We start from the raw sequence: 16,700 nt of genomic DNA on the forward strand, positions 1-16,700 counted from the left end.
CAGTCTAGGAAGGCGAACCTACTCGCTCGCGAAACAAGCCGATCAAGGGATCGTCTGGAGCCGATCTGGCTACGGCCCTGTCCCCTCTCATCGGTGCGAATGCTGGTGTTGAGGTGGCACGAGGCTAACGAGCTCGTGCATGGTTGGCGGTGAGACGCCGAGGACTGCGGCGTGGCTCAGTGTTCACGTCTGCCGTGCCGAAGTCAGGTCCGCGGTCTGCTGATGGGACAGCAGGTCGGCGACGGCCTGGATGGTGTCGCTCATGTGCTCGCGGCGGCCGGGGTGACGGGCGAGGGCTCGCCAGTTCTTGAGGTGGGCGATGCCGTGCTCGACCCGGATACGCGGCGAGGAATGCGCCTTGCGCTGTCGCTCGTACATGTCCTCGTGCCAGCCCGGAGCGTTCTTCTTGAACTTGCGGTGTGGTGGTGTCACCTCACGGCCGCCGGTCTGCGCACCCAGACCCTGGTAGCCGGTATCGGCGAGAATCTCTATGGCGGGGCCGTCAGCCAGGAGCTTGACCGGCCCCAACTGTCGGGCGTGGGTGATGTCCGCGCAGTTGCCGGGCTTCGTTGGGCTGCAGAACAGCACACGGCCGTCTCCGTCCGTAAGCATCATGGCTTTGACGGCGTTCTGCTTGCTCTTGCCGGAGATGAACTTGTCCCGGTCCTTGCGTCCGACGGCCGGCCGTCGGACCCGGATCTCAGTGCCGTCGGCGATCCCGGTCTTCCCGGTCGTGCCGAGGTAGTCGGTGACTTCCGCCAGAGTCCGTGACCGCACTCCGGCAGTGACAGTGCAGCCTCGGTCGGCGAGCAGGGGCCGCACCTCTGCGATGGCCGGGGTGATGGTGGAGCGGTCCACACCGAACCAGCACGCCAGCACGTCGTGAGTGACTCCATGGCGGAGGTGCACAAGCGTGGCCAGGAGCCGGTCGACGAAGACCAGCCGGTGCTTCGCACTGGCGCCCACGGCCCGCTTCCGTGCTCGTGACGCGAGCCTGGCTTGGTGTCGTTCATGCCACAACGGGCCTACCTCTGCGACGAGTTCAGCGATCACGCTGGCCGACAGGCCCGTGATCCTTCGGTCGCTGATGATCGATGCACGAGACGCGTTCCCCACCACACGACCATGATCGACCATCGAGAGCCCGACGTCTCACCGCCTACTGTGCACGAGCTCGTTAGGCTCACTTGCTCCAAGAACACTGATGTGAGGGGGAGTTGGTTTGACGTGGTGTGGTGTCTGTCACTAGGGTAGGTGCGGAATCAGATATCGGAGCTAGCTTGATAGGTGGGTTGGGGTGCTGCTGACTACGGGGCAGGCGGCCGAGGAGTTGGGCTGTGCGATCACCACGTTCAGGCGGTTGATCCGTGCCGAGGTGTTGCCTGGGCTCGCGCAACGCGGGGTGCGGGTGATGGTGCCGCTGGAGACGGTCCAAGCACTCAAGACCCGCAAGCAGGCCCCGCTGGAGTACCTCGACGCACGCGAGATAGCGGTGCTGCGGGTGGATGCGGCCCGACCCGCGGCTGAAGACGACCGTAGGTGGGTTGGCTTTTCGGCGTCCTTGCGGCCGGAGGAGCTGTTGAAGGCGCTGCGTGGCTGGTGGCGGTGTGACGCGGCAAGCGTTGCCGTCGGGGGAGTGCTACCGGTGACCTTGTCCGGTTACGTCGTCGCTGTCCTGACCAACCTGGAGGGCTGGGAGCGCAACACCCAGGGGCGGCACGCGTTTCCGAACGCGGTCCTGGCCGGCTATGTCACCGATCTGGCCACACCCGTCACACATCTAACGGCGCCCGCCGCTGGGGCCCGGGCTGTTGCCGACCTGCTGCTCGGCACGCGCCTTGCCTCCCACTCAGGTGGAGCGATTGCCTACGTCACCGCCAATAGCTCTCCAGCCAACTGACCTATTCTCGCGAGGGATTGTGATGGACGGCAAGGCCTACACTAGCGCTCTGTCCGAGCTGCGCGCCGTGCGGGATGAGATCAAGAAGACGCAGGCGGCGCTTGCGAAACTCCAGGCTGCGAGGGATAAGCAGATCACCGAGCTCGCCGGATACAACAAGGCCAAGGCTGAACGCATCGCCCCCGCCGCCGGATTGACCTTGGCTGACGTTGTTGCGATCGCCCCCAGCCTCGCCCCTGACCACCTTGCCGCACAGGACGAGCCGACCCAAACCACCGCCGGCCCCGAACCCGAGCCCACCCCCGCGCGCGAGGCCTCAGAGCCGGGGCCAGCAGAGCCCACGGCCGATGAACCCGTCGGCACCGAGGCCCCCGTCCTGACCCGCCCCGCCCGCCCCCAGACGATGGCCGAAGCGCCCACGGCCGCAGCACCGCCAGCCCCGGTACCGCAACAGGCCCGCATTCTGCCGTCCATCCCCGACAGCCCTGCTGGCGACCAGTGGTTCGCCCACACCCCGAATCTGGCCTCCACGCGCCCCAACTTTACCCAGCAGGCCCGCTCCACGGTCTTCCTCGACGCCGCTACCGGAGTCCTGGTCCACCGCGACCAAACCTGGCACCTGCAGTTGAAGACGGCCTCAGCCGTGGAGATCCTCACCGCCGTCTGTCATGCGGTCCCCGAAGGTGTGGAGCGGATCTACATCACCGCCGGCGACCCCTGGCACCGCCAAGCCGACCACTACCCTTACCTGAAGGACGCGGTCACTGCCTGGTTGAACGCGCCCACCCCCGGCTGGCGCACCGACACCGGCCGCGGAAGAGACCGCATGGCCGGTCACTTCGTCCACCCCCGCAACCCTGTCGGCCGCTACCAGCGCGAAGGCGGCGAGCAGCATGTGGAGATCCGCTCCGTGGGGGAGTGGTTCGACACCGCAGCAGCCGACCCAGCCACCATCCGAGACGCATTCGTCCTGCTCTGGAAGACCCTGCGATCCCACTGGCCGGACGCTGTCGTCATGGGCTCCCCCTCACAGACCGGCCGCGACCTGTGGACCCGCACCATCCCCACCCGCGGCCAATGGGCAGACGGCTACCCCGTGCTCTCGGAGGAACTGCGCGGCCTACTACACGCCACCGCAGGCCAAGGGCGCACCGAACTCCTCACCCCGCCGGACGTCCCCGAACAGCTCCCCGCGCTCGTCGAGTACGACCGCACCTTCGCCTACGCCAAGCACACCTGGAAATCCGGCGTCGGCACCCCCCGCCGCGTCACCGCGGCCACCTTCGCCTCCTGGAACGAAAAGCAACAAACCAAGGCACTGTTCGGCTGCGGGCACTGGCACATCCGCGTCACCGTCCCCGACGGCTGGAACCACGTCGGGATCCTGCCCGCACCCGCCCCCGGCGAGCGCGCCTGGCACTACCCCAAGAGCCCTGGCACCACCTTCACAACCTGGGCCGGCGGCCCCGAAATCTACACCGCCCTCACCAACCCTCTCACTGCCTGGAAGATTGAAATCCTCGACGGCATCCTCTGGGAAGACGGCAAACCCCTCGACGACTGGTCGAAGAAACTCAAAGACTGCTGGACACGCCTGACCACCAAGGCCACCATGCACGGCGACGAGAACCACCGCACCGCCGCCCACCTCGCCGCCCGCGCCGTGCGCGCCATCCTGCTCTACGGAATCGGTTCCTTCGCCCAACGCCCCCGCACCGTCACCGGCACCACCCCCCGCCACCTGGAGCGCGACGTCCCCCCAGACGCCGAAATCATCGGCTTCGACGACCACACCATCACCTGGCAGCGCCCCACCGGCTTCGCCCGCGACCCGCACGCCCACCCCGAATGGGCCGCCGGCATCTGGTCCGCCGCCCGCGCCGCCTTGCTCTCCCAGCGCATGCGCGACGACGACACCTACGTCGGCGCACTCCACGTACCCGCCGGATCCGTCATCGCCTTCCGTACCGATGCGCTCTACCTCACCGCACCCCAGAACTGGCCCTACCACGGCCAGCCTGGCGACTACCTGTACAAGGGCCACCTGACCGGGCCCCTCCCCGCCCCCACCACCGAAGAGGACCTCCTTCGGCTCCGCGACGCTGGCCGCACCGCCCTCACCACGACCCCAAGTGAGGCCTGATGTCACCCCGCAAACGCCGCGCGGCGCCCAAGGGACTCAACGAAGCCGCCCAACTGACCGAGCAACTCCGCCAAGCCGGCTACACCAAACGTGACGTCGCCCGCATCATCGGCCGCGACCCGTCCCTGGTCAGCCAGTTCTACACCCGCGGCAAAGGCGCCGCATTCGTCCCAGCACTCCGTCACATCCTGCAAGCCGTGCAGGTGGCCGGCATCACCGACATCAACGAACTCGCCGCCCTCGCTGCCCCGCGCATCACCCGCCGCACCACCGCCGACGGCACCCGCGCCCGGGTACGCACCAAAGCCGTTTTGATCACTACCACCGGAACCGGCACCGGCCGCGTGGGCGCCCAGGCCATCGCCACCGGCTCCACTCGCCTGCGCCCCCTGATCGCCGAAGCCGCCCGCCGCGGCCTGCGCCTGGCCTTCACCGTCCGCATGCCCAAGAGCGGCTTCATCCTGCCTTCCGGCAGCCGCGCCGACTCTCCCGGCATCCGACGCAGCGTCATCCAACGAGCCGACCACACCGAAGAACGCTCCTACGGCTCCGCAGCCACTGGGGGATTCGACGCCGCGGAGTTCGCCCACCGCGTGGATGCTGCAGGCGGTGACGTCACCGCTGCCGTCCGCCAATGGCTGGTCGAGACCAGCCGCATCCACGAGGACGCGCACATCACTCACCTGGAAATTCGCACCTGGCACCCCCGGTGAACCGCACCCAGCCAAGCCCAAGCCAGCAATATGCCGCCGCGGACGGCGCACACCCCAGCAGTCCTCGGGCCGGGGACTCAGAGGGTGGGAGCCACTTCCCGCCTGGCCCCCATCGCGCGTGGCCCCGCGCCGACTGGACTCATCGCCGATGAGTTCCCGGGCGCGCCCCTGCCGGTGAGCGGGATCTGCATGCCGAGCTCATCTATGAAGAACCCATCGGCGCTTACCTCTGCCCACCGGGACGACGCCCGACGATGTAGCTGAACTCGGTATTCTCGGCGGTTGCATGAGCCGGGCGGTACCGGCTCATGCTCGTGGGTGCAGCCACTGTGTGCCGGGGCATCCGGATTGAACCTCGAATCCGGTACCAGTCACCGCATTTACTCTCCGCCTTCGGATCTTCGAGACAACCCCGAACTCATCGTCTTTCCCTGCAGGGGCGATCTGCAGGACTACGCCGCCCACGACTCGGCCGGCCGCGACCTGTGGCCCCTGGTCAACCTCGTTGGCACCCACGGCACCGATGCCATCGCCGCCGTCGCCCACCTCTTCCCCTAGCCGCACGCCCAGGTCACCCTCTCCACCGCCCACAAGGCGAAGATGCGAATGGCCCGCGTGCTCATCGCAGACCACTTCGCCCGTCCTGAGAACAACACCCGACGAGCAGACAGGCACCGCGGCATCACCCGATCCTATCGACGATGCCGAAGCCCGCCTGGCCTACGTGGCTGTCACCCGTGCCCGCCAACGCCGACCTGGGCGGCCTGTCCTGGATCCACGACAACCCAGGCACCCTGTCCGGCTAGAACAACTCGCTCATAGAACCGCACAAAGGAGCGCAAGCTGACTGAAATAGTGTCATCGGTAGTGCCCCAGGTGCTGCTTGGCGGAGCGTCATCGGTCAGGGAGCGGGGCGACAAGGCGCCGTCACTCGTCGCGCGGTGCTCCGGCTTGTACTGGCGCACCGCCTCGGCCTACCCCGTTTTCTCTCCGTTATCGACAAAACTCCCCCGCGGCAGGCATCCCGTTAGTTACGGTCTGCACTCGTAGATACCGCCCGCTGTTGCGGCGCCCCGATCGGTCTTCACAGCCAGTCGGCAGTGCCCGACACGGTAAGACCAGTACAGGGATTGGCCGATGACCGATACCGATTCCGAGCCCCAGAGCGCTGATAGCCCCGGCCGCGGTTCCCCACCCGCGACCAGCTGGCAGCCGTTTGCAGGCCTACTCACCGGCGGTGACGCCGAAGGGGAGGTGGGGAAGGTAGCAGGCACGGAGGACTCCACGCCTTTGAAGTTCCATATCGCCCTTTCCCCTGATGCTTACCTGCAGCTTGACGATGTGGTCAGCACCCGGCGGGAGATCCCCGGGCGCGGCACGGTCGTCACCTCCGGCGTGGTGACCGAGGTGGTCGCCCGTCACGAGGGTGCCGCGTTCGGCTCAGATGTCTTCCTCATCGCCGACGGAATCCTGCCGGCGAAGGTGCAGGAGATCGCCGAGGTCACGACCACCCGCGTCGAGCCCGAGTGCTACGTCCCGCCACGCCCCGGCGAGGTCGCCATCCGGGCCGCGGGCACTGCCCGGGACGCCGCGCTGTACTTCGACCGGATGGACGCGCGCATCCCCGCCGGCATCGGCCGCGACGGTGAACCGATCTATCTCAACCTCGAGTTCCTGGACGGCACCCGCGGCGCCCACGTATCGATCTCGGGTATCTCGGGGGTGGCGACCAAGACCAGCTTCGCGCTGTTCTTGCTGCACTCGCTGTTCACCTCGGGCGCCTTGGGCGCCCGCGCGGTCAACGCCAAGGCCCTGATCTTCTCGGTCAAGGGCGAGGACCTGCTGTTTGTCGACCAGCCCAACGCCCGCCTCGACGAAACACTGCGCGCCGCGTACGCCCAACTCGGCTTGCCCGCCCGCCCCTTTTCCTCGGCCGGCTTCTACGCCCCGCCGCTGCCTGGTGACACCACCGGCCGCCCCCACGTCACCGGCAGGACCAGCGGCGTCACCGCCTTCTGGTGGACCCTCGCAGAGTTCTGCGAACGTGAGCTCCTCCCGTACGTGTTCGCCGACGTCGAAGACGAGAAGAACCAGTACACGATCGTCGTGCACCAGGTCACCAGCCGACTGCGCCGCGAAGCCCAGACCGCCGGGAGCGACGGCGCGGTCGTCATCGACGGAACCGTCCTCCGCACCTGGGCGGAGATGGTCGGCTTCATCTGCGACAAGGTCACCGACGACGTCACCCGCCCGGACTGGGCGGGCCCGGCCATCGGCCTGGGCACAGTGAACGCGTTCGTGCGGCGGTTGCGGTCGTCCCAGAGGCCGCTTGCGCCCTTGCTGCGCGGAGACCTGAACACGAGTACCGACCGCCCGGTTGCGCATTCCATCGACACCTCGCAGCAACAGGTCACCGTGGTGGACCTGCACAACTTGCCAGAACGGGCCCAACGGTTCGTAGTAGGCGTCGTACTGGCTGCGGAGACCGACCGCAAGGAGCAAGCCGGCCCGGGCGGGCTGCTGTGCACGATGGTCGACGAGCTCAACAAGTACGCGCCTCGCGAGGGATCCTCCCCGATCAAGGACGTACTGCTGGATATCGCCGAACGCGGCCGCTCGCTCGGCATCATCCTCATCGGCGCCCAGCAGACCGCCTCCGAGGTGGAACGGCGTATCGTGTCGAACTCCTCGATCAAGATCGTTGGCCGCCTCGACGCTGCCGAGGCAAGCCGCCCCGAGTACGGCTTCCTGCCCGTCTCACAGCGCCAGCGCGCCACGCTCGCCAGGCCTGGCACCATGTTCGTTTCCCAACCGGAGATCCCGGTGCCCCTGGCCGTCGAATTCCCTTTCCCCGCCTGGGCCACCCGACTCTCCGAGGTCGCCGACCCCACCCCTACCGGCACCTCCGCAGCCGGCCAGGCCACCGGCAGCGCGGCGCGACCGGACCCCTTCAGCAGGCTGCCTCGGCCCGAGAGCGATCCATGGCTCGGCGACACCGACGACGGCGCCATCGACGAGCCGCCCTACTGACGCCTGCCACCTCACTCCCCGGCGCACCAACGCGCCACGCTGCTCTGCTTCAGCCACCCGCAAAGGACCCACCCGTGAAGTTCCTTCACACCTCCGACTGGCACATCGGTAAAACCCTCAAGAGCCGCAACCGGCTCGAGGAACAGGCACGCGTCCTGCGAGAGATCACGCAGATCGCTGTCGACAACGACGTCGACGCCGTCCTCATAGCCGGCGACATCTACGAAAACGCCGCACCGACCGCAGACGCGCAGAAGCTCGTCGTGCGCACCCTGCTCCACTTGGCCAGGCAGAACATCGAAGTCATCCTCATCGCCGGCAACCACGACCACGGCGCCACGTTCGAGGCCTACAAGCCACTGATGGACGCCGCTGGCATCCACGTCTACGGCCAAGCCAGACCAGCCACCAAGGGCGGCGTGCACACCTTCCGCGCCAAGTCCACCAACGAGCCCGTCAACGTCGCAGTCCTGCCGTTCCTCTCCCAGCGCTACTCCGTCCGGGCCGCCGAGATCATCGCCAACACCCCGTCGCAGAACGTCGGCGCCTACGACCAGCTCGTCCGTGATGTCCTGGCCAATCTCACGGGAGCGTTCACCCCGGACGCCGTCAACATCATCATGGCCCACCTGACCTGCACCGGCGGCGCCTTCGGCGGCGGCGAGCGGCCCGCCCAATCGATCATGGAATACCACGTGCCGGCCGCGATCTTCCCCGTCGAGGCACACTACGTGGCCCTGGGGCACCTGCACCGCCGACAGCAGATCCCAGCCACCTGCCCAGTGCACTACAGCGGCTCCCCCTACGCCATCGACTTCGGTGAGCAGAACAACACCCACGTCGTCTGCCTCGTCGAGGCGTCCCCCGGCACCCCCGCAAACATCACCGACATTCCCGTCACCGCCGGCCGCAGACTGCGCACCGTCGAGGGAACCGTCGCCCAGCTCATCGCCGACCCCGTCGGCTACGGCGAGGACTACCTCAGGCTCGTGGTCACCCAGCCCGGCTACGCCGGCATGCGCGACGACCTGTACGAAGCCCTCCCCAACGCCCTTCAGATCCGTATCCACCCCGACTACGCGGATACCGGCGCCACGGCGGGGATCAGCGTCGACCAGCCCGTCAAGACGCCTGCGCAGCTGTTTGCCGATTACTGCCACAGCGTCGGCGTCAGCGACGACCGGGTCACGGCTTTGTTCAACCAGCTCCACGACGACCTGACCCGCTCGACCACTCGTCCCTGAAGCCCCAGGCCTCCACTCCGTCCAAAGGAATCCTGCAGATGCGTCCCGTTCGTCTGGAGCTCAACGGCTTCGCCGGCTTCCGCGCCCCCACCGTGGTCGACTTCACCGACACCGACTACTTCGCCCTCGTCGGTCCCACCGGATCGGGCAAGTCCACCATCCTCGACGCGCTGACGTTCGCCCTGTACGGGTCGGCCTACCGGTGGGGACGCAGCAACGCCATCTCCTACGCGCTTGCCCCCACGAGCAACCGCTGCACGGTCTCGCTCACCTTCGACGTCGGATCGCAGCGCTACCAGGTCGCCCGCGAGGTCCGCCGCATCGGCCAGCAGATCCTGCAGAAGGCCGTCAGCCTGGTGCAGTTCACCGACCCCACCGCAGTCGCTGTTGAGGAAGGCGGACCGCAGCCGGAAGTGCTGGCTGGGGAAATCAAGGAACTCAACGCTGCCATCGAGCAGTTGCTCGGCCTGTCCTTCGAGGACTTCTGCCAGTGCGTCGTCCTGCCCCAGGGCGACTTCGCCCGGTTCTTGTCCGCCAACGCTAGCGCCCGACAGCAGATCCTGCTCAAACTCCTCGGCACCTCCCAATACGAAGGCATCGGCAAGCGCGCCAGCGCCCAGGCCGACCAAGCAGCCAAGGAGATCGAGGTCCTCGACGACCAGCTGACCCGGCACGCCGACGCCACCGCCGAAGCCGAGGCCTCCGCACAGGCGCGTGTTGCCACGCTTGAGCAGCTGGCCGTCACCGTTGACCAACTCGTGCCCCGTGTCACCGAGGCACACACCCGCGCAAACGAGGCCGACGCTCGAGCCGACAAGCTGCGCAGCGAGACCGATCTGTTGACCTCCATCCGCACCCCCGACGGCATCGAAGAGCTGCAACGTCAGGCCACACAGTCGCAGATAGCCGCCCGGCAGGCCCGTGACGCCGCCGACGCAGCCGTTCAGACCCTCTCCGACGTCACCAAAGAGGCTCAGTTGGGCCCGCAACGCACCCACCTGACCGTCACCCGCGACCGGTACACCGAGAAGGCAGTCCTGGCTGGGCGCCGCGCCGGCGTCATCGCCGATGCGGAGCGCGCCCAAGGAGAGTTGACACAGTGCGAAGAACGGCTGAAAGTGTCGAAGGACGCCGTCGCCAAGGCCCGCGGCAGCGTCGAGAAGACCCGCGAGCGCCGCGACCAAGCCCGGCAGACGCACGAGAAACTGCAGCGTCGCCAACAACTGCTGACTGCCGTCCGCACCCCCGACGGCATCACCGACCTGACCAGCCGCGCAGCAGCCCATTCCCACAAGGTCGAAGCCGCCGCCGGGCAGCTGGCCGAGGCCCGCGACCGGCACGAGCAGGCATCCCGTGCGCTTACCGCCGCCGGCGATGGCAGCCGGCTCACGGACGCGCACCAAACACTCGACCAACTCCTCGCCGTCATCGACGTGCTCACGGACGCCACTGGCGAACTGGACAACTGTGTCGAGACGACTAGCCGGACCGCGGAGGCGGTGGCCAGCGCGCAAGCGCGCCTGAACGCGGCTACGTCCACGGTCGACGAGGCTCGCGCCATCGCCGGTGCCGCGCAGTTGCGCCCCAAGCTTCAGGTGGGACACGCCTGCCCGGTCTGCGAGCAGAACGTCACCATCCTCCCGCCGCCGCTGTCCGACCCCGCGTTTCAGGCAGCCGAGGCGGCACGGGCCGCTGCCGCAGAAGAACACCGTGACCTGCTGGCCCAATACGAGGACGCCAAGGCCACGGTCGCCGACAAACAGCGAGCCGTAGACAAACTCACCACACAGCGCACCCTCCTCGATAAGAGGTTGGGCACGCTGCTGCCCGACCGTCCCGCCGGCACCGATCGCGACTGCGACGCCGACCGCGCCCAACTCGACGAACTCACCGCATCCCGCGCCCAGTTGACCGCTGAGGAGCAGGAGGCCCGCGACGCGGTGCAGAAGGCCAAAACTGCGCACGATTCCGCCACGTCGGCGGCGGCCGCGCTGCAGCGAGAACTCGACCAGGCTCGCAGCACCCTGCACTCGACGCTAGGCACGGTGGCCGCTCTCGATCCGCCGGCCGTCGACTCCGACGACCTGACCGCAGCCTGGGCCGACCTGGAGACCTGGGCTTGCACCCAGACTGCCACCGCAGAACGCGACCTCGCGGCCGCCGCAGCCGAAACAGCCGACGCCGAAAAGGCCCACTCGGACGCGGCCGTTTCGCTTGAGGCAGCTGACCGTGCGCAGGCCGACGCCCAGGCTGCCCACACCACAGCCATCCGGGACGCCGCAACCGCCGACCTAGAGAAGACGACCCTGACCGGCCGCCTGAGCGAACTCGAGACACTCCTGGACCAGGCAACACCGGAAGACGAACTGCCGGCCCTCTTCGAGGAATGCGCCCGCCTCGAGGCGGCCGTAGAGACAGCCACCGCTGACGTCAACCACACACGAAAGACAGCCAAGGCAGCGGCGGCCGAGCAGGAGCGGTGGCAGGACCGCACCGCGAAGGCCCGATCCGTGTTGGCAGCCAGCCGGGATGCGGTGGCGGCGCTGAATCCACCGAGCCCCGACACCGACGACCTCGCCGCCGCCTGGTCCATCCTGACCGGATGGGCCAGCCGCGGGGTCAGCGACCGGCAGGACGACACCGTGCGCGCCCGTACCGACGCCCAGAGCGCCCACGAGGAAGCCGAACAACTCCTGGGTCGCCTGGAGACGCTACTGCGCGATGGCGACCTGGATCCCCACAATCTCGGCGACGGCCCAGATCGTGCCGCACAGGCTCCACGGATGGTGGCGGTCGCAGCCGAACGCGCCCGGGGCCAGGTAGAAATGATCCAACGCAGCCGTGCCGACGCCGCCTCGATACGAGACAAGATCGACGCCGCTCGCACCCGGCAGCAGGTGGCCGCCGAGCTGGCCCGGCTGATGCGGTCCAACAAGTTCCCCCAGTGGCTCGCCAACTCAGCCCTTGACACCCTGGTCGCCGGCGCCTCGCAGTCGCTGCGCCAGCTGTCAGGCGACCGTTTCGACCTCAGCCACCGAAAGGGCGAGTTCTACGTCATCGACCACCTCGACGCCGACTCCTCGCGCTCGGTGCGTACCCTGTCCGGCGGCGAAACCTTCCAGGCCAGCCTGGCCCTCGCACTGGCCCTCTCCGACCAACTGGCCGGACTGGGCGGCGCCACGAAACTGGAGTCCATCTTCCTCGACGAGGGGTTCGGCACCCTCGACGCCGATTCGCTCCAGACCGTCGCCGACACCCTGGAAAACCTTGCCCAGGGAGAGCGGATGGTCGGAGTGATCACCCACGTCACTGCACTCGCCGAACAGATCCCGGTCCAGTTCCACGTCCAGCGCGACACCCGCACCTCCACCGTCACCCGGCAGGGCACATGACCAGCGCAGCACAGGCTTCCCGCATGCGATTCCACGTCGACGGCTGGGACCCCACCTACGGCTCCAGCGTCGAGAACGCCGAGAACGGCATCGCAGACTCCACAGCCAAAGTCACCCCCCACATCGAACTCGCCCCAGCCGACTGGAAGCCCATCTCGCCTTCCCAGGTATCCGCCCCAGGGGCAGTCCTGTTCGTCGACGGCGTCCGCCGCATCGAGGCCCGCATCTGGATCGAACAGCCCCCATCCGTCGAACCGGCCTCAAGCCCCGGCAACGCAGTCCGGGACGCCCGGATGGCGCTGTGCGCATCGTACGCAGCAGGCACCGTATGCTGCTGCCCCGATCGTGGCGCGCATCTCCTGACCATCGACTACCGGCGTGGCCTGTTCACCACCGCCACCAACGCCGCCGACGTGCCCACCACCGCCGGAACCTACAAGGCCACCATCACCGCCGACGAACAGGACCAGAACCTCGCAGTGCTGCTCTCGACGGCGCTGCAACGCCAACTCACCGATCTCGAAGTCCTCGTCGCCACCCATGCCCGCACCACCCTGACCAGCCACGGCGTCCCAGAAGACTCGGACCTCCTGGTCGTGGACGGACCGCTGCGCGGCCGTACCCACCTGCCGCGCGCCCTGGGATTCATCAAGTCTCACCGCACCGCCTACCTGCCGCCCGACCTGCACACCATGATCGCCACCCTGGCCCCCGGTGAACGTAGCCCGGTCTTCTTGATGGGCACCTCTTGGGACCGCCACGCCTGGTACCTGCGCCTCCCGTGCACCCCCGGCGCCCCTTGGGCCGGGGTAGTACGGCTGGAATGCGCCGCCGACATCCCTGCGTCCGCGGCGATCGAGCTGGCCAACCTCTCCCAGGCCCTCCTGCCGCGGTACGCCAGCATCGAGTACAAAGACACCCGGGCCCCGCAGAACCTGGTGCCGGTCGCCGGACTGGAGAGAGAACTACGCCGCCACCTGGGCAACCCCATCCTGCTCAGCCGCGCCCTACGCGTGGCATCGGCAAGCTGAACCGCACAAACCCGCCAACTGCACGCCCCGCAACGCCAGCAGCCCGCCCACACCGCCGAGTAGATCTCCCTGCAACGCCCCAATGCCCGCCCCACCAGCTCATGCCCCGGAGCGGCCCCATGGCCACCACAACCCTCGAACTGCGCCCCCACCAAAAGGAAGCCGTCTCGGCGGCCACCCGCGTCCTCGGCGACCACCCCCGCGCGAGCGTGATCGCCGCATGCGGCACCGGCAAGACCCTCATCGCCGCCCGCACCACCGCCCGCATCGCCCCGCGCGGACGGGTTCTGGTACTGCTGCCGACCCTGGACCTGCTGTCCCAGACGATCCGGTCCTGGCGCCTGGCCGGCCGCAAGGGCACCGCCATCGCCGTGTGCTCCCAACGCCAGGCCGTCGACCACGAACCGCTCGGCGCTGATGTTCCCCTCACCACGGACCCCGCCGAACTGGCCGCCCTAGTCGGGCAGTCCAGTCCCGGCCCGGTCACCGTCTACGCCACCTACGCCTCCCTGCCCGCCGTCATCACCGCCCACCGGGACCACCGTGTGCCCCCCTGGGATCTCGTGGTCGTCGACGAGGCCCACCGCACCGCGGGCCGCCTGGGCAAGGCCTGGGCCGCCGTCCACCACGACGACCAGGTGCCAGCCGCCCGCCGCCTCTACCTGACCGCCACCCCCCGCATCTGGGACCCCGACGACGCCCCGGACGGCAACGGAGCAGAGACGGTGGCCTCCATGGACGACGCCAACCTCTTCGGTCCCGTCGCCTACCACCTCAACCTCTCCGACGCCATCGATCTCGGGCTGCTCGCCGACTACCAGATCCTCGTCCCCGTAGTCACCGACGCGGACCTGCGCGACTGGCTGGCCACCAAAGCCGGCGCGGGTGTCGACGGACTGCACCTGGCCGGTCGTCAGGTCGCCGCCCTGCGCGCCATCCACGACCACAAGCTGCGCCGCATCCTGACCTTCCATCACCGTGTCGCCGACGCCCGCGCCTTCGCCACCACCCTGGCGGAGACGGCCGCCGCCCTTCCCGCACCCCTGCGCCCCCAGGGGCTGTGGGCGGACTGGATCAGCGGCAGCCACACCCCGCAGATCCGCCGCCGCCTCCTGCTCGAATTCACCTCCCACACTAGCCCCGACACACCGGCCGTCCTGTCCAACGCCCGCGTACTGGGGGAGGGCATCGACGTGCCCGACATCGACGCGGTGGTCTTCGTCGACCCCAAGAACAGCCCCGTCGACACCGTCCAGGCCGTCGGCCGCGCCCTGCGCCAGCACCCCGGCGCCGGCAAGAAGGCCACCCTCGTCGTCCCCGTCTACCTCACCCCCGACGAAGACCCCGACGACCTTCTCGGCGCCGACGCCTACACCCCGCTGTGGCACACCATCCAGGCCCTGCGCTCCCACGACGACCGCCTCGACGCCCGCCTGTCCGACCCGCGCACCCACCGCCCCACCATGCCCCCCGAAGACCCCGAAGCATGGCTGCGCTTCGACCATCCCACCCAGGCCGACGAGATCGCCCTCGCCCTCTCCCTGCGCGTCCTGGCCCCCAAGAGCGCCGAATGGCGCCGCGGCCTCACCGCGGCCCGCCGCTTCCACCACACCCACCACCACCTTGACGTACCCCAGAACTACGAGGACCCCACCGGCTACCCCCTGGGACGCTGGCTGACCTGGCAACGCCACCTGCACACCAAGGACACGCTCGACGCCGTACGCGTCCAAGCCCTCGAACGCCTCGGCATCATCTGGGACCCCCGCAAGCAGGCCTTCGACCGTGCACTGGCCCACGCCGCCGCCTACGCCGCCCGCCAGGGCCACCTCGCCGCCCCTGTCCACGAGATCCACGACGGCTTCCCCCTCGGCCGCTGGTTGGCCACCCAGCGCACCCGCGCCCACCAGCTCACCCCAGAACGCGCCGCCGCTCTCACCGCTCTGGACCAGTGGTGGAACCCGCCCTGGCCGATCACCTGGCAACGGGCCTACCACGCCACCCGTCAGAGCCGGGCAGCCAACAAGACTGCCTCCGAGGCGGAGAGCTGGCTTGAGTCACAGCGTGCCCGTTCCGACCGCCTGCACCCTGAACAGAAGGCACTGCTCGAGGAGTTGGGGCTGGTCGGCCTGCTCGACACACCCGCCCCCCCGGCGACGGAGAGCCGTCTGCCGGCGCGCGAGCGTGCCTTCCAACGCGGGCTGGCCGCCGCACGTGCCTTCCGCGCACGCGAAGGCCATCTCAACGTCCCCCAGCGCCACATCGAGAAGATCGAAGGCGACACCGTGCGTCTGGGCCAGTGGCTGAGCAACATGCGCCGCCGCCGCTCCGGCCTCAGCCCGCAGAGACAAGCAGCCCTGGCCGAACTCGGCCTGTAAGCAGGCGAACGCACCTCCTCGAGGAGAACGGCCAGACGCCAGCAGACAGAAGGGCGGGAGGTCCAAGCCAATGGCCTGACTGCGCCCTGGCGGAGCCGCTCGGCATGCCCACACTGCACAGCAGGGAGGAATCCATCCCGGCCGGTGCAAGAGGGGGGCAGAAATGTCCACCGGTAGACTCGACAAGAGCACCCCGTGCATATGGGAGAGCTCCCGCCACGCACGAGGCTCCTCAACCCGGTTGATCCACGCCGCACCGGTTCGCAGAGCAGCGGTAATGATCCTCCGAGCGGCAGCATGTTGACTGACAGGCACAGCTCATCACCCCTCCACACCTCACCAGTGGTATTCGGGGCCATTCCAGACGGGCCAACAACTCCCGGAACTTATACCCCGGCTCTGACAACGCCTCCAAAACCAACGAAGGTGAGCCTCGCGCAGAGGGGCACCGCAAGAAACCGGACATGCCGGCAGGCATGCCGCGGGGCCACCCAGGCCCCGTCTTACTCGGTTCTGTTGGCCCGTCAGAGCCAAGGCCTCACACCCCAGCCCAGGCACACTAAGGGGGGAGGGGAACCGGATAACTGTCTAACAAACCTTTACGACATCACGGCGCCGGTAGGCGCCGAAACGTACCTACCAACCCCTGCCCGCCAGGGCAGGGAACCCCAACCGCCCGAATCCACTGTCATGCCACCAGGTATGACACCTGAGCATGTGACAGCGGGGCCGGCAGGCCCCGCCCTGTTTGTTTCCTGTTGGCCCGTCAGGGCCAATCCAGCTGACATACAGTCATGCCGTCAGGCATGACGGCTATGTCACCTTACGGGCCGTCAGGCCCGTAGGTGGCCGCCAGGCCACCTACGGGC

General features: G+C 68.4%; 9 protein-coding genes. 8 read left to right on the forward strand and 1 reads right to left on the reverse strand.

What is annotated here, in order from left to right; all coding sequences use genetic code 11:
• Positions 1-183: 183 nt before the first annotated feature.
• On the reverse strand, positions 184-966 hold the full coding sequence (locus tag NON19_RS22745) for a transposase family protein (RefSeq protein WP_255930750.1): 783 nt from the start codon (positions 964-966) through the stop codon (positions 184-186).
• A gap of 331 nt (positions 967-1,297) precedes the next feature.
• Here NON19_RS22745 and NON19_RS22750 point away from each other — a divergent pair, with 331 nt between their 5' ends.
• The 8 genes from NON19_RS22750 to NON19_RS22785 all read left to right on the forward strand — a co-directional run bounded on the left by NON19_RS22750 (position 1,298) and on the right by NON19_RS22785 (position 15,831).
• Positions 1,298-1,900, forward strand: coding sequence for a helix-turn-helix domain-containing protein (locus tag NON19_RS22750; protein ID WP_255930751.1), 603 nt, complete (start codon positions 1,298-1,300; stop codon positions 1,898-1,900).
• Positions 1,901-1,922: 22 nt separating this feature from the next.
• Entirely contained in the window at positions 1,923-4,043 is a 2,121-nt protein-coding gene (locus NON19_RS22755) for a hypothetical protein (protein ID WP_255930752.1), read from the forward strand.
• Positions 4,043-4,756 carry a helix-turn-helix domain containing protein gene (locus tag NON19_RS22760; protein ID WP_255930753.1) on the forward strand — a complete coding sequence of 238 codons (714 nt, stop codon included), beginning with the start codon at positions 4,043-4,045 and terminating at the stop codon, positions 4,754-4,756. The genes NON19_RS22755 and NON19_RS22760 overlap by 1 nt, the downstream gene beginning before the upstream one ends.
• A 1,254-nt stretch (positions 4,757-6,010) precedes the next feature.
• Positions 6,011-7,786, forward strand: coding sequence for an ATP-binding protein (locus NON19_RS22765; RefSeq protein WP_255930754.1), 1,776 nt, complete (start codon positions 6,011-6,013; stop codon positions 7,784-7,786).
• A 74-nt stretch (positions 7,787-7,860) separates the two neighbouring features.
• Positions 7,861-9,030: a metallophosphoesterase family protein gene (locus NON19_RS22770; protein WP_255930756.1), complete on the forward strand. Its 1,170-nt coding sequence runs from the start codon at positions 7,861-7,863 to the stop codon at positions 9,028-9,030.
• A 38-nt stretch (positions 9,031-9,068) separates the two neighbouring features.
• A complete protein-coding gene (locus NON19_RS22775) occupies positions 9,069-12,422 on the forward strand; it encodes an AAA family ATPase (protein ID WP_255930758.1) in 3,354 nt (1,117 codons plus the stop codon).
• A gap of 23 nt (positions 12,423-12,445) precedes the next feature.
• The gene (locus NON19_RS22780; RefSeq protein WP_255930760.1) at positions 12,446-13,453 is read left to right on the forward strand and encodes a hypothetical protein; all 1,008 of its coding nucleotides are present in this window, start codon (positions 12,446-12,448) and stop codon (positions 13,451-13,453) included.
• A 119-nt stretch (positions 13,454-13,572) separates the two neighbouring features.
• The gene (locus NON19_RS22785; protein ID WP_255930762.1) at positions 13,573-15,831 is read left to right on the forward strand and encodes a DEAD/DEAH box helicase; all 2,259 of its coding nucleotides are present in this window, start codon (positions 13,573-13,575) and stop codon (positions 15,829-15,831) included.
• Positions 15,832-16,700 lie beyond the last annotated feature (869 nt).

The sequence above is a fragment of the Streptantibioticus rubrisoli genome, from assembly GCF_024436055.1.
GTDB lineage: Bacteria > Actinomycetota > Actinomycetes > Streptomycetales > Streptomycetaceae > Streptantibioticus_A > Streptantibioticus_A rubrisoli.

What these genes read in the sequence shown, in the direction of transcription:
- NON19_RS22760 (WP_255930753.1), top strand. Translation starts at nt 4,043, where the DNA reads ATGTCACCCCGCAAACGCCGCGCGGCGCCCAAGGGACTCAACGAAGCC.
- NON19_RS22775 (WP_255930758.1), top strand. Translation starts at nt 9,069, where the DNA reads ATGCGTCCCGTTCGTCTGGAGCTCAACGGCTTCGCCGGCTTCCGCGCC.
- NON19_RS22785 (WP_255930762.1), top strand. Translation starts at nt 13,573, where the DNA reads ATGGCCACCACAACCCTCGAACTGCGCCCCCACCAAAAGGAAGCCGTC.
- NON19_RS22780 (WP_255930760.1), top strand. Translation starts at nt 12,446, where the DNA reads ATGCGATTCCACGTCGACGGCTGGGACCCCACCTACGGCTCCAGCGTC.
- NON19_RS22755 (WP_255930752.1), top strand. Translation starts at nt 1,923, where the DNA reads ATGGACGGCAAGGCCTACACTAGCGCTCTGTCCGAGCTGCGCGCCGTG.